Consider the following 18,469-nt stretch of genomic DNA (forward strand, 5'->3'; position numbering starts at 1 on the left):
TGCCATCAAGTGATTACTGGTTTGTAGTAGAGTACGACGAACCAATTGGTGGGCAGAGAAAAGAGTTTAAAGCTCACTTTACTTTGAAACGATAATTTATTGATATGAACTTAAAAAAGTATTGTTTAATAGCAATTTTAGCATTAGTTACAAAATTTGGAGTAGCCCAAGAAGGGCTTCCAGTTTACTCAGATTATTTAACGGATAATTATTATCTTATTCATCCTTCAATGGCTGGTGTTGCTAATTGTGCTAAAGTAAGATTAACAGCACGACAACAATGGTTTGGTCAAGATGATGCCCCAAGTTTACAAACATTAAGTATTAATAGTAGAATTGGAGATTCTCCATCTGCAATTGGAGGTATTGTTTATAATGATAAGAATGGTTATCATTCTCAAACTGGAGCCTATTTTACGTATGCTCACCACATTATGTTCTCTCGTAATGAGATAGACTTAAACATGCTGTCATTTGGTTTAAGTGCCGGATTAATTCAGTATAAATTAGACGAAACTGCTTTTTTAGATGAAGGTTTTGACCCAATTATAGCAGGTATCGAGCAAAGTGCTACGAACTTTAATGTTGATTTTGGGTTCTCATATCATTTATATGATTTTTATGCGCATGCAACTATAAAGAATTTACTTAAAAACGAGGGAATAAACTTTAATGAGCAAGGATTGAGTTATGATAACTTAAGAACGTACTTATTTTCAGCTGGACATGTTTTTGGAAAATATGGTAGCGAATGGAGTTATGAGCCTTCTATAATGTTTATGTATCGTGATGCAACTGAAGAGTCATCTATCGATATAAACGCTAAGGTTTATAAAGAAATGGACTTTGGTAAAGTTTGGGGTGGTTTATCTTACAGAAGAAGTTTAGATGGTGCAGAGTTTTTAGATGGTTCTGGAGTGAGCAGTCAAAAACTACAATATATTACACCGTTTATAGGTGTTGATTATAACAACTTTGTATTTGCTTACACGTATTCTTACCAAGCAAACTCTGTAGTGTTTAACAATGGAGGTTTTCACCAAATTACTTTAGGGTATAACTTTGGTTGTAAACGAGAAAGATATGAATGTAATTGCCCTGCAATTAACTAAACATAAAAAAATAAAAAAGTCTCGACAAAATCGAGACTTTTTTATTTGTGTTAGTGATTGAGGTAGTTGTTGGAGCTCATCTTTGATAGCGACTACCGAAAGCACGTTGCATTGTAATCCTATAAGTTGCAATGCAAACACCATAATTACCATTTATACTTTTTGGCTTTGGCTTGTGTTTTAATGGCTTTAATCATTGCACTTTCCAATCCGTTGTCATTTTCTTTTTGTTGTGATTGAATATACACTCTTCTTTTTTCGTTTAGGTCTTGTATGTTTTTTTGAATGTCTTCACGCTCTTGTTTTTTCTTAGTAACATAAGCCTTAATTTCAGATTTGGTTTTGCCTTTTAACTCAGCAGGTAAATCGGATTCTTTTAAATCGTCGAAACTAAAGTTTTTGTCGCTTAGAGCATCAACTAAATCCCAAGTTGAATTTAGATACAAATGAGAGCTTTTGCTTACAGTTCTGCTTACAGCATTGGCACTACTGTAGCTTTCGGCATTAGTATCTTGTTCTCTTTGAAGTGCCATTTTTTCTTTACCGTAATTGCCATAAGCTACATAGGTGTTGTTAAGTTTTTGATTGAGTTTTAAAATATCGTCATCAAAAGGTGTGGCAACGTAGGTGGTTTTTATGTTGTGGTTTATTGCCATATAATCACCATGGGCTAAGTCTGCACCATCTTTCCAATATCCTGAAATACCTTGGTTATAATCTCCACAAAAAATAGTGTTTATAGTTACGTCTTTATCATGAGCTAATTTTGCAGCAGTTTTATAGTTAACTCTACCTTGAGTAAAAGGTTCGTTTCCTGCAATAAAAATGAGCTTTAGGTCATCTGCATTTGAGCCCCATTTTAACTGATTTAATGAAGTTTGAATAACGTGTCCGCAGTATTCATTTCCACCATTGGTTGTTAGTGAGAATAGTTGCTTTGAGATTTCGTCTAAGTCGTTACTAAATGCTAAAACTTGTCTTATATAACCTTCATCTCCATTAAGGTTGTCGTTTCCATACTCGTAAAGTGCAATTTGTAAGTTTGGTTTGTTGTCATCACACTTTGCATATGAAAGCTCATTAACAATTTCCCAAAGTTGTGCTTTAGCCTGATCAATCAACCCATCCATACTGTTACTGGTGTCTAGTAGAAGTGCTACTTTTATAAATTGCTTACTAGGTTGATCGGTTACTTTATGTTCTGCAATTGCAAGATTGCTTTCTTTTTTAGTGTTGGCATTGCAGGAGGTAAATGCTACAATGCACAAGACTAATGCTACTGATTTTAAAATAGTTCTCATTTTTTATCCGTTTTTATGATTAATGCTGTAAAGCTGGAATCAACTTTTTTACAGAAAAAACAACAATGAGTAAACACGTATTATAAATGAGTAAAGAGCTTTTAAAATTGAGTGAAACTGTCATTTAAGAAGCGGATTTATGAACAAGTGAGCAGTTTTGATTTTAAATACTCAATTAAAGTATGTATGTTTATTCAATTGAATTTTTTGAATGAAAAAAATAGTAACATATTTAGTCATTATTCTATTTACTAGTTTTACCAGTTTTACGATAGCTCAGGTTAGTAAAAATAAGGTTGATGAACCAACTTTTTTAATAAGAGGCGAGGTACGTGAAAAAGCTTCGTTTGAGCCTATTGCACGAGTTAATATTGAAGTAAATGGAGGCGCATATACCATGACTGATGTTGATGGTAAATTTAGAATACATGTTAAAAAAGGTGACGAACTTGTTGTAAGGCATAAAGATTTTGAAACAGTTTACCACACTATTACTTCTGGTGATAGGATTATTATTGAAGTTGAGCAAGCAGTTTCTCCCTACCAAAAGAATTTAAATAAGCGAAAAAACAATTTAGTTACTTATAACGCAATGATTGATTCGGCTTCATATTATTTAAAGAAAGATGCCGAAAAGGGGATTCAATTTGTTACTGAAGCATTAGAAAATAGTAATTCAGTAAAACAAAACGCAGAGGCTTATGAACTTCTTGCTGATATTTATAAAGAATGGAAACAGTACGATCTTGCAACTACCAATTACCGAATAAGCCTTCAAAATTTTGAAACCAATGAGGCCAAATTAAAACTAGGTTTAGCCTATAGACTAAACAAGAACTATCAAGAAAGTTTAGAAACTTTTAATGCTATTAATAAAGCAGAATTATCAAATTATCAGTTGGTAACATTGTATGAAGGGTTTGGAGATACGTATATGAATATCAAAAATTACAATGCTGCTATTGACAACTATAAAAACGGATTAAACGTCGCTCAAAAGCACTTAATCACTCCAAAGGTTACAGATTTAAACTCTAAAATTGCACAAGCCTATAACGCAAGTGGGCAAGTTGATAAAGCACAAGGGTTTTTCTCTAATTCACTTAATCTTGCTTCACAGGAGAATATAAAACGATCGGTTGAAGAAAAAGTGGTAGTGGCAGAGTTCAATAATCTTAATCAAAATTATACTGATGAAATTGAGCTTAGAAAACAAGCTTTAGAAGATATTGAAGACATTGCAAAAGATTCAATAATTGAAAATGAAAGTGCGATTACACCCCAAAAGCAAAACTATAAAATAGGAAATGCTTACTTTTTGAAAAAAGATTACGACAGTGCTATTACCTATTTTGAAAAGAGTATAAAAGAAGCTGACTCAAAAGAAGATTTAATTGTAAAAAAAGACGGATTAAGACGATTGTCTGATGTGTATGAAGACGCAGGCGATTATGACAAGGCAAAAGCTGCTTTTGAAGAATATACGCAAGCTGTAGACGAACTTTATATAAAAAAGGAACAGGAAATTTCCCAAATAGCACGTTTTAATAGAAACATTGCCGAAAAGCAAAACCGTATTAGTAGTTTGGAGAGTGACAGAGAACTTTCTGAAAGTAAATACCAACTTACTATTGAGCGTAACAAGCGTCAACAACTTATAATTTACTCATTAATTGGTGGTTTGGTATTGCTGTTGGTAACGGCTTATTTTATGTTTAAGTACATCAAGCAACAACGATTAGCAAACAACTTACTCGCTTTAAAATCGTTGCGAAGTCAAATGAATCCGCATTTTATTTTTAATGCGCTAAACTCGGTAAATAGTTTTATAGCTTCAAATGATGAACGTACTGCTAACAAGTATTTATCAGATTTTTCACATCTTATGAGAGCTGTTTTGGAGAATAGTGAAGAAGACTTTATTCCGTTAGAAAAAGAAATAGAATTGTTACAGCTATATACAAAGCTAGAGCATTTTAGATTTAAAGATAAGTTCGATTACAGTATCAATGTAGATGAAGCCATTAATGTTCACGATTATCAAATCCCTCCAATGTTATTGCAACCTTATATTGAAAATGCAGTATGGCATGGACTAAGGTATAAAACCGAAAAAGGACATTTAAGTATAACAATTTCACCTAAAAGCAATGACGAAATCACTATTACAATAGCCGATGATGGTATAGGACGTGAGCGTTCAAAAGCTTTAAAGACAGAGCATCAACAAAAACAAAACTCAAAAGGTATGGGTAATATTAAAAAGCGAGTTGCTATTTTAAATGCTATGTACAAAGATAAAGTTGATGTTTTTATTGACGATTTTCAAGATGCTGAAGATGCAGGAACAAAAGTAGTTGTAACTTTAAAAAAAGATTGAAATTAGAAGATTTACTTCTAATTTTAAACTTCCAACATATACAATATGAAACTAAAATCAATTATAGTAGAAGACGAAGAAACCAGTAGAGATATTTTAAAAAACTACTTAAAAAAGTATTGCCCAAATGTAGACGTATTGGGTGAGGCAGCAAATGTTGATGAAGCTTTGGTACTCATAAGAAATAATGACTTGGATTTAGTGTTTCTTGATGTTGAAATGCCTTATGGTAATGCTTTTGACTTATTAGATAAAGTTGGTGATATAGATTTTGAAACCGTTTTTGTAACAGCATACAACCATTATGCAATTGAAGCTTTAAATGCTCATGCTTCGTATTATTTAATGAAGCCTATTTCAATAGATGAACTTATAAAAGCGGTAGATTATGTTACTGAAATTAAAACTAAAGAAGACGCACTCCAAGACCAAGTTTTGGTTCCTAAAACAAATAGCGTCAATGGAAAAATAACCATTCCGCAACAAGATGGATTTGAAGTTTTGAACACAGCAGATATTTTATACTGTAAAGCTGATGATAACTATACCGAAATCTATTTGAATACTGATAAAAAGAAATTAGTGAGTAAAACTTTAAAGTATTTTGAAGATGCATTAAGTGATAGTAGTTTTGCTAGAGTGCATAAAAGCTATTTGGTAAATGTCAACGAGGTTACCAAATATGTAAAAGGAAAAGGAGGTAGCGTTATACTTAGTAACGGAAAGCAAATAATGGTTTCAGCATCTAAAAAGTCTGAATTGTTATCATATTTTAAATAAGAAGTTATGCCAATCATAAAACCAGTAAAAGGAAAACAACCTCAAATACCAAGCGATTGCTACATCGCAGAAAACGCGACTATTGTTGGAGAAGTTACTATGGGTAATCAATGTAGTGTGTGGTTTAATGCTGTTATACGTGGCGATGTTCATTTTATAAAAATGGGTAATAAAGTAAATGTGCAAGATGGAGCTGTAATACATGCAACCTACCAAAAGTCACCAACCACTATAGGAAATAATGTGTCGATTGGTCATAATGCTATTGTTCATGGATGTACCATTCATGATAACGTACTTATTGGTATGGGAAGTATTGTTATGGACGACTGTGTTGTGGAAAGCAATAGTATTATTGCAGCAGGAGCAGTAGTAACTCAAAACACTAGAGTAGAAGCAGGAAGCATTTATGCAGGCGTACCAGCTAAAAAAGTTAAAGACATTAGTAAAGAATTAATTTCAGGAGAAATTGATAGAATAGCCAATAATTATGTAAAGTATTCTAGTTGGTTTAAAGAAGATTAAAAGTCTAATTGCTCAGCAGTATAATCACCATTTAAAAGTGTTTTCATAACACTTGTATCTGTATTACTATAAAACTCATAGTTAGTCGAAATAGGGATTTGATTAAGTAACTGTTTGGTCTCTAAAATAAATTTTGTTTGTCGTGCAACAGCCTCACCAGAGTCTATAATTTTTACATGCTTAGGAAGGATCTCAAGCAGTAAAGGCATAAGATAAGGATAATGTGTACAACCTAAAACCAAGTAATCTATATTAGCTTCAATCATTGGCTGTAGGTAAGTTTTTAAAAGTGATTTCATAGCCTCTGATTGTATTTCACCTCGTTCAATAAGCTCTACGAGGCCATTTCCTACTTGTTCAATAATGGTTATGCCACTACTGTATAAGTTTGTGGTTTTATGAAATAACTCGCTTGAAAGTGTTCCTTTTGTAGCTAAAATACCTATAGCTTTTGTTTGTGTATTTAAAGATGCAGGTTTTATTGCAGGTTCAATACCAATAAAAGGTATTTGGTAGTTTTCTCTTAAAACTTTAATAGCATTTGTAGTAGCTGTATTGCAAGCTACTACAATTATTTTGCAGTTTTTTTTAAGTAAGTACTCAGTGTTTTTTATACTTAAATCTATAATTTCAGACTTGCTTTTTAAGCCATAAGGAGCATTTTTACTATCAGCTAGATATATAGTGTTTTCATTAGGCAAGAGCAAATTTATCTCTTTCCATATAGAGGTGCCACCAACACCAGAATCAAATATACCTATAGGTTGTGTACTCATTATTACAAAAATAAAAAAGCCGCTTTTATAAAAGCGGCTTTCTTTGTGTTTTTATTAGTGATTATTAAAATCCTAACTCTTTCTTTACGTCAGGTAAAAGATTTTTTCCTTTAGATACTAATACGCCACCACCTTCACTAGCGTCTAGTACATAATCAAAACCTTGAGCAGCAGCAACTTTTTCAATAGCTTCCTTAGCTTTAGTAAAAATTGGTTTTAACAATGCAGCCTCTTTTTCAGCAAGATCTTTTTGAGCTTGCCCTTGGTACTGACGAATACCTTGCTCCATAGTTTGAACTTCTTCAGCTCTTTTCATGTTCTCTTCTTCAGTTTTAGTTTCAGCTTCAGCATTGTATTGCTTCATTTTGTTTTGAAGTTCTGTTGCCATTGTTTTTATCTCAGCCTCATAAGTTTTAGTAAGCTTTTCAATTTCAGCTTTAGCAGCTTTCATTTCTGGCATATCTTTAATTAACTCATTTGTGTTAATATGAGCAACTTTACTTTGCGCTACTGAAAAAGAAGTAGCTCCTAAAAAAAGTATAGCTGCAAATAAAAGGGTCTTAAATTGTTTCATTTTTAAAGTATTACGTGTTATAATTATTGTTTGCTTTTAGTTATTATCATTATCACTAGGTACAGAGTCTTTTTCTTTTTTCTGTTCCTCTCGTTCTTTTTTAGCTTTTTCTCTATCGGCTATTATTTTTTTTCTTCTTTCTTCTAATGCCTTTTTTCTAGCTTCTCTATCTGCTATTTTTTGTTGTCTTTTCTCTTCGGCAATTTCAGCAGCTGTTTTACCAGTTGTATCTCCATCAGTCTTTACACCTTCTTTTTTACTGTTTTTAATACTATCGTTTTTAGCTTTTGCTTTAGCGCGTTCTTCTAGCATTTTTTCTCTTTTAGCTTGTGCTGCAGCTTTTATTGAATCTCTTCTAGCCATTTGCTCTGCTCTTCGATCTTCAATTGCTTTTTCACGAGCAGCTTTTTTCTCTTCTAGTGCTTTTTCTCTTGCTTCTAGCTCTTCATTTATTTCAGGAACTACATCTTCATCTTCAGCAGCTCTTCGTTCAGCTTTGTTTTGAGCTTGAGTTCTTTTTGCAGAACGTGTAATACTTCTTATTACAAGTTCACTAATATCAAAACGTTCAGCAGAATAAAGCATAACTACATCAGCTGATTTGTCAAATACAAAATCATACTTTCTATTAGCAGCTATTTCTTGTACAGCTGCAAAAATTTGATCTTGAATAGGCTGAATTAACTGTCGCTTTTGAATCATTAAATCACCATTTGGACCAAAACGTTTTTGTTGGTAATCTAATATTTCATTTTCTTCAAAAGTAATATCTTCCAAACGTTCTTCATACAGTTCTTTTGTTAAAAGCACACGCTCATTATTAAGCTGAGTCTTTTTTTGCTCGATCACATTAAGACGTTGGTCAATTTCGGTTTTCCATTGTTGAACCTTTTTGTCTAGCTGTAACGTTGCATCTTGGTACTCAGGGACGTTTTGTAAAATATATTCGGTGTCTATATAGCCAATTCTAACACCACGTTGCGCATTAGAATTAAGGCTTATAAGACCTATAATTGCCAGTAAAAAAAGAACTTTATTTTTCATCTGTTATATTTTTGATTTATTGAAAGCATCTATAAATTTAAAATGACAGATTTTATTTGTTATTCCGTCATTTAAACTAATATTATTCAAATTAACGAAATATATTCTTAAAAATTTTAACACTCTAGTTAAAACCTTCAAAAGGATATTAGAAAATATCGTGCCAAAGTTAAAATTGCTGTCCAATAATAAAGTGGGTTTCCCATCCATTTTTAGTAGTTTCTCCTGGAAGAGCATCAAACCCGTGTCCGAAATCAATACCTAATAATCCAAATGCTGGCATAAATATTCTTAGACCAAAACCTGCAGATCTGTTAATGTTAAAAGGGTTATAATCTCTAAAGTTATCAAAAGAAGCACCACCTTCAATAAATCCTAATCCATAAATTTTAGCCTGTGCACCCAATGTGATTGGATAACGTATTTCCATAGAAAACTTATTGTAGATAGTTCCTCCATCAGTAGATGATAATGATTGGTTAGGGTAACCTCTAAGCTGAACAACTTCTCTTCCGTCTAAAGAGTAGTTACCTAAACCGTCTCCTCCTAAGAAGAAGCGTTCAAATGGAATAACACCTCTATCATTATTATATGCTCCTAAGAAACCAAATTCTAAACCAGACTTTATTACTAGTTTATCAACGATTCTTGTATACCAATCTCCTTTAAACTTTACTTTGTAAAACTCTAACCAATTATAACGCTGTTGGTCAATTTCGCTAATTCTAACTGAATCATCTTCATCAGTTGGATCTAAGCCATCTCTTTCTTCTTTTAAGGCTTTATAATCTACATTGTTAAACAAAGAATATGGTAAAGATAGTTTAGCAGAAACTGCAAAATTTGAACCTCCCATTGGATATATTGGGTCAGCAGTTGTGTTATTTCTACTTAAACCAACAGTATAGGCTAAGTTGTTTGAATAACCGTCACCAAATGTAAATAATCCTGTGTTGTAATTTTTTAGGTTATAATGCTGAAAGCTGATTGCTTGAGATAAATGGAAATAATCATCAGGGAATGTTAAACGTTTTGACAGACCCACTGAAACTCCTGTAATGTTAAAACGTCTGTCTTTATCAGCATCTCTTGTCACTGCATTATATAAAAACTGTTTAGTATGAGATATAGATGTTGATAACTGTAAAGGACGTTTACCACCTAACCAAGGCTCAGAAAATGAAAAACTATAGGTTTGGAAAAATCTACTTGCTTGTAGTCTTAAAGCTAAACTTTGACCATCTCCCATTGGTACAGGTTTGTAGGCATCTTTTTTAAAGATATCTTTCATTGAGAAATTATTGAAAGACAATCCTAAAGTACCAATGAAGCCTCCACCACCATAACCACCTTGTAGTTCTATTTGGCTTGATCCTCTCTCTACAACTTCATATTCAATATCAACAGTACCATCTACAGTATTAAAATTTTTCATGTTAGGAACTAGTTGTTGAGCATCAAAAAATCCTAATTGACCAAGCTCTCTAATAGTTCTAATTACATTTTGCTTGCTGTAAAGTTGACCTGGCTTAGTTCTAAGTTCACGATAAACTACATGGTCGTTTGTTTTGTCGTTTCCAGATACTGAAACGTTATTAAAATATGCTGGTTTACCTTCAGAGATTCTAATTTCCATATCAATAACGTTACCATCAGCACTTACTTCAACAGGGTTTATTGTTGAGAATAGGTAACCATTATTTTGATATAGGTTTGTTAAATCAATAGCATCAGGTTTAGTATCGTCAGCAATACGTTTTCTTAATTCAACACCATTGTATGTAGAACCTTCTTTTATCTTAAGCACACTTGCTAATTGCTGGTCAGTATATACACTGTTACCAACAAAGGTTATTTTACCAAATTTGTACTGTTCTCCTTCTTCTACATTTATATTTAGAGAGATGGTTTTGTCATCATTAATAATTATAGAGTCAGATAGTATACGAGCATCTCTATAACCGTTTTCTTTATACTTATCTATAATACTCACAAGGTCTTCTTTGTAATCTTCTTGAATGTATTTAGAACGTTTTAATATACGTATTGGGTTTTTTTGCTTAGTATTCTTCATGGCTTTTCTTAGCTTTTTATCAGCTATTTTTTCATTGCCTATGAAGTTGATTTTTTTGATTTTTACCTTTTCACCTTTATCAATTTTTATTGACATATCAACTCTACTTTTTTGAATAGAGTCAATTACTTCTTTAGTGTTTACAGTAACTTTTGTGTTTAAGAAACCGTTTTTCTTGTATTTATTGGTAAGGTAATTTCTTGTTGTAGTAATTAAGTTTTCAGTAACCTTAGCACCTTTGGTAAGCTTGTTTTCAGTAATAACAGCTTCTTTTTTAGATTTTTTAATACCATCAATAGTTACTTCGTTAAGCTCTGGTAAGTCTTCTAAGTTTATTTCTAGATAAGCAGTGTTTCCTTCTAGTCTTACAAGGTAAATATCAATACTGCTAAACAAATTAGAACCCCATAACCTTTTAATAGCGTTACTTATTTTTTCACCAGGAATTACAATTTCATCACCTTTATTTAATCTTGAAAATGAAATAATGGTTTGAGAACCAAAACTAGTATTACCAGTTACGGTAATATCTCCAATTATGTACTTTTGACCTGTGTTGTAAGTTGGCTCTTGCGCTATTGCTACACTTGAAAAAAGAAAGAAAAGTGCAATAAAAAATATATTAGTAAAGGTTTTCAAGGGTAGTTTTTTAGCTAATTTGTTCACTTGTTTTTCCAAATCGTCGTTCTCTATTTTGATAATTAATCAAAGCTTCGTAAAAATCTTGTTTTTTAAAATCAGGCCAAAGTATATCGGTAAAATACAATTCGGCATAAGCAATTTGCCAAAGAAGAAAATTACTGATTCTTTGCTCACCGCTAGTTCGAATCAATAAATCTACGTCAGGTAAATTTTGCGTGTAAAGATGCTTATTTATAATTGATTCGTCAATATTTTCAGAAGAAATTATATTATTTTTAACTTTATTTGCTAAATCTTTAATAACACTCGTTATTTCTTCTCTAGCGCCATAGCTAAGGGCTAGAGTTAATGTCATTCTAGAATTATTTTTGGTTTTTTCTATAACATCTAACAGTTCGTTATGTGCTTTTTTTGGCAAATCATTAAGATTTCCGATAGCGTTTAGCTTTATGTTGTTGTCTTGAAGTGTTTTGATTTCCTTTTTTAAGGATTTTACTAATAACTTCATTAAGGTTTGAACCTCAACTTTTGGTCTGTTCCAGTTTTCAGTAGAAAAAGCATATAGGGTTAAGCAGTTTATGCCTAACTCAGCGCTGGCTTCAACAACTTCTCTTACAGATTTAGTACCGTTTTCATGACCAATTACTCTAAGCATTCCTTTTTGTTTTGCCCAACGACCATTACCGTCCATAATTATGGCAACGTGCTTAGGAAGCTTATCTGTAAGTATTTTTTCTTTTAAACTCATACTAAAAATCGCAGTAACAAGGTCTTCTACCAAAAGTATATGTTAACGTAAAACCTGTAAAAACATACCAGTCGTTACTATTGGTGTTTCCAAAAGATAGTGGGTGTTCGTTGTCAAAATCAGGAACACTTCCATCTAACTCATCAGAAAACGTATAGCGTGCGCCAATTTCAGCACCTAAAATAAGGTGATCTGTTAAGGTTGTTTTTACGCCCAAAACCATAGGTATACCAAAAGCCCAACTGTAAGTGCCTTCTCCAACTATTTCTCCATTATTGTCAAAATAAAAGTTGCTATGTCTTCCAGATGTAATTCCTGTATATAAATATGGTGTGGTTTTATTATCGTATTCATGCAAATTAAAATCAAAAAACGTAAACTCCATTCCTGCTGAAATTTCAAATATATTATTATCAAAGGAATAATCGCGTTCTTGTCGTCTTGGGTCGTCAGATTTAGCATCGATACCTTCCAAACCAGCATAAATTACTGATACTCTCCATGAGTGTCTTGGGCTTCGGTTCCATTTTAAAATAGCTCCAAAAGCACTTTGGTTTGGTGAGATATAATTAGTTTTACCAACGTCTCCAATAAAATTACTTCCTCCTCCAAACACGCCAATTTCATAGATTTGAGATTGAGCCGTTTGCGAGAAAATAATACTAAATAAAATTATGGTTAAATACCTCATAAATTTTTAAAAGTTTGCAAATATAGTAAATTGATTAGCCTATAACAATTTGTATTACAGATAAACAGTAATTATGAGGTTTTATTGTTTAATTACGCTTGTCTTCTCCCCAAAGCATCTTTTTTCTAAGTGTATCAATAAAGCTTTCATCAAGCAGTTCAACCATTTTTATTTTAAAGTCGGCTTTTTTTATGGTAACAATTGTTGAATTGTGCAGTGTGGCAATTCTTGAGTCTAACGAAATTAAATAATGGTCTTCTCTTCCGTCAATTTTTAATTGTATGTCAGTGGTGTCAGGTATAACAAAAGGTCTTGCGTTTAAATTATGTGGCGCAATAGGTGTTATTACCAAATTGTTTGCTCCAGGTGTTATTACTGGTCCTCCACAACTTAGTGAATATCCAGTAGAGCCTGTAGGTGTTGAAATTATTAAACCATCAGCCCAATAAGATGTTAGGTATTCATCGTCTAAATGCGTTTCAACAGTAATCATAGAAGTTGTGTTTTTTCTACTTACTGCTATTTCATTTAATGCAAAATTAGTTTCCACTAAATCTTTGTTTTCTGGTAAAGTGGTAACGCTTAGTAATGTTCTTTCAGAAATTTTATAGTTGCCATTTAATATTTCGTCAATGGCATGTTCAATTTCATTTGTTTGAATAGTAGCCAAAAAACCTAAGCGACCTGTATTAATACCTACTATTGGGATTGAAAGATCTCTTACATGGGTTATAGCACGTAAAATGGTTCCGTCACCACCAATACTTATTAAAAGATTGTAACTGTTATCTAAGGTTTTAAAAATCTTAAACGCTTTTATGTCTTTTTCGTTTTCTTCTTTTAGAATGTTGAAGAAATCCTTTTCAATATATACCTCAACTTCTTTTTTAGACAGAAAGCCAAACAAGGTTTCAATACTCGATTGCGTATTGTTATGATAATATTGACCGTAAACAGCTATTTTCATTGACTATATATTGAGGTATTTTTTTAAATATTCTGAACGCTCTTTAAGGTTTTCAATATAAGTGTCTTCTTCATGTCCAGAAACTATATTGTAGCTGTACCTTCTAAAGGTTTGCATCACATCATTTAAGCCAGCGTTTCCAATTTTTAAAGTGATTTGAGCAACATCACTTTCAATTTTAGAAATAAAAGCACCTAAAAGTTTAGCATCATTAGATTCAATAATTTGGCTTATTTCACTAAAAGAATAATCGTTTATGCCTTTTTCAATAATTAAAATTCCACCTGGTTCAGCAAAAAAAGGAGTTTCGTTAAACAAGCCGATAATGTCATTTAGTTCGTAATATCCTAAATAGGTGTTCTGCTCATTAAGTACTGGCATAATATTGCACGAATTTTGAGCAAAAGCCTCTAAAACATCTAACCAAGTAGTAAAAGACCTAACAAAAAAACCTTCAATAGCATAGTTGAATTCTGATATTTCTTTACTATTATCAAAACAATGTACATCAGTTTCAGAAACACAACCCAAATAAACACCATCATTTTCTACAGGAATATGAGAGTAGGTTAGTTCATTAAACAATAACTTAAAATCACTCACTTTGTCATGAATGTTTAAAGGTTTAATATCGTTTATGATGTATTGTTGTAATGGCATTTTTGCAAATTTTCTTATTGCAAATTAATTAAAAATAACTACAAAAAGCACTAAGTAGTTTGTATTTTTGCTAGTCCAAAAAATAAAGTCAATGACAAAGTTAAGTGTAAATATTAATAAGATTGCTACGTTACGAAATTCTAGAGGAGGCGATGTTCCTAATGTGGTTCAGTTTGCTAAAGACGTACAGCGTTTTGGCTCTCAAGGAGTAACAATTCACCCAAGACCAGATGAAAGACATATTCGTTATCAAGATGTTTATGATTTAAAACCTGTGGTGCATACTGAGTATAATATTGAAGGAAACCCAATCCAAAAATTTATAGATATCGTTTTAGAAGTAAAGCCTACACAAGTTACTTTGGTTCCTGATGCTGAAGATGCTATAACTTCAAATGCAGGTTGGGACACTATTAAGCACAAAGAGTTTTTAGTAGATGTTATCAAAGAATTTAAAAACAACGGAATACGAACATCAATTTTTGTAGACCCTGAGCTAAAGCAAATTGAAGGAGCTAAAGATACTGGTACTGATAGAATTGAGTTATATACCGAAGCTTTTGCGCATCAATATAGTTTAGGTAACGAACAAGCAATACAACCTTATACTGAATGTGCAGTTTTAGCAAATGAATTAAATTTAGGTATTAATGCAGGACACGATTTGTCATTAGAAAATATTAAGTTTTTTAAAGATAACATACCAAACCTTTTAGAGGTGTCTATTGGACATGCATTAATTGCTGAAAGTCTTTATTTAGGAATAGAAAACGTGGTGCAAATGTATTTGCAAAGACTTAAGTAATTATAACTTTTTTGTCGGTTTTAGCGTAGGCGAGACCTCTCATTATAAAAACGAAAATATGAAATTACACTCCAATATATTAGGTCAAGGAAAGCCCTTTGTTATTCTTCATGGATTTTTAGGAATGAGTGACAACTGGAAAACGCTTGGTAAAAAAATTAGCGAAGAAGGATTTGAAGTTCATCTTGTAGACCAACGAAATCATGGTCATAGTTTTCATGATGACAATTTTGATTATGAAACCCTATCAGAAGATTTGCGTCATTATTTTGAAGCGCATAATCTTTCTGAAGCAATTGTGTTAGGGCATTCAATGGGAGGAAAAACAGCAATGCTATTTGCAACACAAAACCCCAATTTGGTCTCAAAATTAATAGTTGCAGATATTTCTCCTAGATTTTACCCAATACATCACGATGCTATTTTAGAAGGATTAAGTAGTTTAGATTTTTCTGAAATTAAAAGTAGAGGAGCAGCCGATAAACAGCTAGCAAACTATGTGTCTGATTTTGGAACACGTCAGTTTTTACTTAAAAACTTATATTGGAAAGAAAAAGGTCAGTTGGCATTACGTATGAATCTTCAAGTGTTAAAAGAGAATGTTTCAGAAGTTGGCGAAGCATTACCGCTTCATGCAAAGTTTGAAAAAGAGACGCTTTTTTTAAGAGGAGACAAGTCTGAATACATCGCTTTACAAGACGAAACTATCATAAAACAGCATTTTTCTAATGTAAACATTGTAACGATTGCTAATGCGGGACATTGGTTGCATGCCGAAAACCCAGATGATTTTTTTAATGAAGTTATGCAATTCATCATTTAATATTTGTAACTTTAGTAAAAACATATAATTATGAATCTCTTATTTAGATTATTATTAACTGCTGTGGCAGTTTTTGTCTTGGCATACTTTTTACCAGGAGTAGATTTAACAGGAAACCAATTTGTAACAGCACTTATTGTGGCTGTTGTTTTGGCGGTTTTAAACCTTTTGGTAAAGCCAATTTTGGTTATTCTAACTTTGCCAATAACAGTGGTGACCTTAGGCTTGTTTTTACTCATTATTAACGCGTTAATGGTGCTTTTAGCAGATAAACTCATTGATGGTTTCGCAGTAAATAGTATATGGACAGCCATTCTATTTAGTATACTTTTGTCGATACTTCAATCTATACTACATTCTATTTTAAAAGAAGATAAAAAATAGTCTGAATTTCAACATCTTAAAAACTTTGTTGGGTTGTAAAAAATATGTACTTTTGCAACCCAATTTTTATTTGATTCTATAATGAATATTACAAGAGAAAACATTGATGCATTAAATGCTGTTGTGAAAGTAGATATCGCTAAAGAAGATTACAGCGATAAGGTAGAAAAAATCCTTTCAGATTACCGTAAGTCGGCTAACATTCCTGGATTTAGAAAAGGACATGTGCCAATGACAATGGTGAAGAAGCAATACGGAAAAGCAGTTTTGGTAGATGAAGTTAACAAGCTTTTACAAGATTCTTTAAACAAGTATTTAACTGAAGAAAAACTAGACGTTTTAGGTAACCCATTACCAAAACCGCAAGACGATTTGGATTGGGATGCTGATAATTTTTCTTTTGAGTTTGAATTAGGTTTAGCACCTGAGTTTGAAGTAAACTTAAAATCTAAAAAAGCAATTACACAATACAATATTGTTGCTAATGATAAAATGTTAGATGACCAAGTTGAGCATATCAGAAAGCAGTATGGTAAATTAGTATCTCAAGATACTGTTGCTAAAGATTCTGAAATTACAGGTGTATTTGTAAACGAAGAGAAAGAAATCAACAATACAGCAACTATTACTTTAGATAAGTTTAAAGGTAAAGCAACCGAAAAGAAATTTGTAGGTTCTAAAGTTGGTGATGTTATTACTTTAAAAACAAAAGGATTGTTTAATGACGACCACGATTTAATGCACTTCTTAAAAGTATCTCATGATGATGCTCACGGATTGGACATTGAGGTAACATTTACAATCAACGAAATTAATACTCGTGAGTTGGCTGATTTAGACCAAGAGTTATTTGATAAATTATTTGGTAAAGATGTAGTAACATCAGTAACTGAATTAAAAGAGAAAATAAAAGTAGATTCTGAAAAGCAATTTGCACAACAAGGTGATCAAAAATTACTTAACGATGTTACTGAGTATTTAGTTGAAAATACTAAGTTTGATTTACCAGCGTCTTTCTTGCAAAAATGGATGCAAACTGCAGGTGAAGAGCAAATGGATGCAGACCAAGCTAAAGAAGAGTATGAAAAGTCTGAAAAAAGCATGCGTTACCAATTAATTGAAGGTAAACTTATTGAAAAGCACAACCTTCAAGTAACGTTTGACGATCTTAAAGCACACGCAAGAGAAATGATTAAAGTGCAAATGGCACAATTTGGTCAAATGGATCCATCAGATAAAGAATTAGATGATATTGCAGCTCGTATTTTATCAAATCAAGACGAGGTTAAACGCTTGTCTGAGCAGTTAATGAGTCAAAAACTGTTAAACCTTTACAAAGAAGAAGCAAATCTTAAAGTAAAAGAGATAACTTACGATGATTTTGTAAAAGAATTTTACAGTTAAGCATTACAGAATAAATGATTATATTTATAGCGTAAAACTGTGAGGTTTTACGCTTTTTTTTTACTAAATAATTTATTGAAAAAATATATGGATTTCGGAAAAGAATTTGAAAAATTCGCAATAAAAGACCAAGGTATTAGCAGCACATATTACAATAAGATAATTAGTAGTATGTATCCTACAAACTTAACGCCTAATATTATTGAAGAGCGTCAAATGAATATCGCAATTTTTGATGTGTTTTCTCGTTTAATGATGGATCGTATCATCTTTATGGGTACAGCTATCAACGATCAAGTAGCAAATATTATTCAAGCGCAATTATTGTTCTTAGAAAGTACAGATGCTTCTAAAGACATTCAAATATATATCAATTCACCAGGAGGAAGCGTATATGCAGGTTTAGGTATTTATGATACTATGCAGCTTATTAAACCAGATGTAGCTACAATATGTACAGGTATGGCAGCATCAATGGGAGCAGTATTATTATGTGCTGGTGAAAAGGGTAAGCGTAGCGGATTAACACACTCAAGAGTGATGATTCACCAACCATTAGGAGGTGCGCAAGGTCAAGCAAGTGATATTGAAATTACAGCGCGTGAGATTTTAACCTTAAAAGAAGAACTTTATAAAATTATTAGTAAGCATTCAGGTCAAGATTACGACAAAATTTACGAAGATAGTGATCGTGATTACTGGATGAAAGCTGATAAGGCTAAAGAGTATGGAATGATTGACGAAGTATTAGGTTCAACCAAATAATCATTTCATAATAG

The 18,469-nt window shown here is 32.2% G+C and carries 18 protein-coding genes; 9 read left to right on the top strand and 9 right to left on the bottom strand.

All coding sequences use genetic code 11. The annotated features are described in order from the left end of the window. The first annotated feature begins 104 nt into the window (after positions 1 to 104). The gene (locus tag A8975_RS11965; RefSeq protein WP_129761179.1) at positions 105 to 1,112 is read left to right on the top strand and encodes a type IX secretion system membrane protein PorP/SprF; all 1,008 of its coding nucleotides are present in this window, start codon (positions 105 to 107) and stop codon (positions 1,110 to 1,112) included. A gap of 146 nt (positions 1,113 to 1,258) precedes the next feature. Here A8975_RS11965 and A8975_RS11970 read toward each other — a convergent pair whose 3' ends face one another. Beyond that, positions 1,259 to 2,413 (bottom strand): vWA domain-containing protein, encoded by a 1,155-nt coding sequence (locus A8975_RS11970; RefSeq protein WP_134200744.1) that lies wholly within the window; start codon positions 2,411 to 2,413, stop codon positions 1,259 to 1,261. A gap of 211 nt (positions 2,414 to 2,624) precedes the next feature. On the opposite strand from A8975_RS11970, the gene A8975_RS11975 reads away from it, so the two are divergent. Genes A8975_RS11975 through A8975_RS11985 form a run of 3 tightly spaced genes read left to right on the top strand, consistent with a single transcriptional unit; the run spans position 2,625 to position 6,098 of the window. Continuing rightward, positions 2,625 to 4,793 carry a histidine kinase gene (locus A8975_RS11975; RefSeq protein ID WP_134200746.1) on the top strand — a complete coding sequence of 723 codons (2,169 nt, stop codon included), beginning with the start codon at positions 2,625 to 2,627 and terminating at the stop codon, positions 4,791 to 4,793. Positions 4,794 to 4,838: 45 nt separating this feature from the next. After that, positions 4,839 to 5,573: a LytR/AlgR family response regulator transcription factor gene (locus tag A8975_RS11980; protein ID WP_134200748.1), complete on the top strand. Its 735-nt coding sequence runs from the start codon at positions 4,839 to 4,841 to the stop codon at positions 5,571 to 5,573. A 6-nt stretch (positions 5,574 to 5,579) separates the two neighbouring features. Beyond that, complete coding sequence (locus tag A8975_RS11985) at positions 5,580 to 6,098, top strand: gamma carbonic anhydrase family protein (protein ID WP_129761175.1); 519 nt, start codon at positions 5,580 to 5,582, stop codon at positions 6,096 to 6,098. Here A8975_RS11985 and murI read toward each other — a convergent pair. From murI to A8975_RS12025, 8 genes are all read right to left on the bottom strand, one after another. Next, the gene (gene murI / locus A8975_RS11990) at positions 6,095 to 6,874 is read right to left on the bottom strand and encodes a glutamate racemase (RefSeq protein ID WP_134200750.1); all 780 of its coding nucleotides are present in this window, start codon (positions 6,872 to 6,874) and stop codon (positions 6,095 to 6,097) included. The genes A8975_RS11985 and murI overlap by 4 nt on opposite strands. A gap of 64 nt (positions 6,875 to 6,938) precedes the next feature. Beyond that, positions 6,939 to 7,448: an OmpH family outer membrane protein gene (locus A8975_RS11995; protein ID WP_129761173.1), complete on the bottom strand. Its 510-nt coding sequence runs from the start codon at positions 7,446 to 7,448 to the stop codon at positions 6,939 to 6,941. Positions 7,449 to 7,484: 36 nt separating this feature from the next. Beyond that, positions 7,485 to 8,492 carry an OmpH family outer membrane protein gene (locus A8975_RS12000; RefSeq protein ID WP_131508849.1) on the bottom strand — a complete coding sequence of 336 codons (1,008 nt, stop codon included), beginning with the start codon at positions 8,490 to 8,492 and terminating at the stop codon, positions 7,485 to 7,487. A 169-nt stretch (positions 8,493 to 8,661) separates the two neighbouring features. Next, entirely contained in the window at positions 8,662 to 11,205 is a 2,544-nt protein-coding gene (bamA, locus tag A8975_RS12005) for an outer membrane protein assembly factor BamA (protein WP_238155824.1), read from the bottom strand. A 10-nt stretch (positions 11,206 to 11,215) separates the two neighbouring features. Continuing rightward, entirely contained in the window at positions 11,216 to 11,956 is a 741-nt protein-coding gene (locus tag A8975_RS12010; RefSeq protein ID WP_129761190.1) for an isoprenyl transferase, read from the bottom strand. Position 11,957: 1 nt separating this feature from the next. Further along, positions 11,958 to 12,647, bottom strand: coding sequence for a DUF6089 family protein (locus A8975_RS12015; protein WP_129761170.1), 690 nt, complete (start codon positions 12,645 to 12,647; stop codon positions 11,958 to 11,960). Between the two features lie 88 nt (positions 12,648 to 12,735). Further along, positions 12,736 to 13,614, bottom strand: coding sequence for an NAD kinase (locus A8975_RS12020; RefSeq protein WP_134200752.1), 879 nt, complete (start codon positions 13,612 to 13,614; stop codon positions 12,736 to 12,738). Between the two features lie 3 nt (positions 13,615 to 13,617). Further along, positions 13,618 to 14,274: a CBS domain-containing protein gene (locus tag A8975_RS12025; protein WP_129761168.1), complete on the bottom strand. Its 657-nt coding sequence runs from the start codon at positions 14,272 to 14,274 to the stop codon at positions 13,618 to 13,620. 91 nt (positions 14,275 to 14,365) lie between these two features. On the opposite strand from A8975_RS12025, the gene A8975_RS12030 reads away from it, so the two are divergent. The 5 genes from A8975_RS12030 (at position 14,366) to clpP (ending at position 18,455) form a co-directional block, all read left to right on the top strand. After that, positions 14,366 to 15,079, top strand: coding sequence for a pyridoxine 5'-phosphate synthase (locus A8975_RS12030; protein WP_134200755.1), 714 nt, complete (start codon positions 14,366 to 14,368; stop codon positions 15,077 to 15,079). Between the two features lie 58 nt (positions 15,080 to 15,137). Then, on the top strand, positions 15,138 to 15,902 hold the full coding sequence (locus tag A8975_RS12035) for an alpha/beta fold hydrolase (RefSeq protein ID WP_134200757.1): 765 nt from the start codon (positions 15,138 to 15,140) through the stop codon (positions 15,900 to 15,902). A 30-nt stretch (positions 15,903 to 15,932) separates the two neighbouring features. Next, complete coding sequence (locus tag A8975_RS12040) at positions 15,933 to 16,286, top strand: phage holin family protein (RefSeq protein ID WP_134200759.1); 354 nt, start codon at positions 15,933 to 15,935, stop codon at positions 16,284 to 16,286. Positions 16,287 to 16,367: 81 nt separating this feature from the next. Next, the gene (gene tig / locus A8975_RS12045; protein WP_134200761.1) at positions 16,368 to 17,690 is read left to right on the top strand and encodes a trigger factor; all 1,323 of its coding nucleotides are present in this window, start codon (positions 16,368 to 16,370) and stop codon (positions 17,688 to 17,690) included. 87 nt (positions 17,691 to 17,777) lie between these two features. Continuing rightward, on the top strand, positions 17,778 to 18,455 hold the full coding sequence (gene clpP, locus A8975_RS12050) for an ATP-dependent Clp endopeptidase proteolytic subunit ClpP (RefSeq protein ID WP_129761163.1): 678 nt from the start codon (positions 17,778 to 17,780) through the stop codon (positions 18,453 to 18,455). Positions 18,456 to 18,469 lie beyond the last annotated feature (14 nt).

It is taken from the genome of Meridianimaribacter flavus, from assembly GCF_004366715.1.
In the GTDB taxonomy this organism is placed as follows: domain Bacteria; phylum Bacteroidota; class Bacteroidia; order Flavobacteriales; family Flavobacteriaceae; genus Gaetbulibacter_B; species Gaetbulibacter_B jejuensis.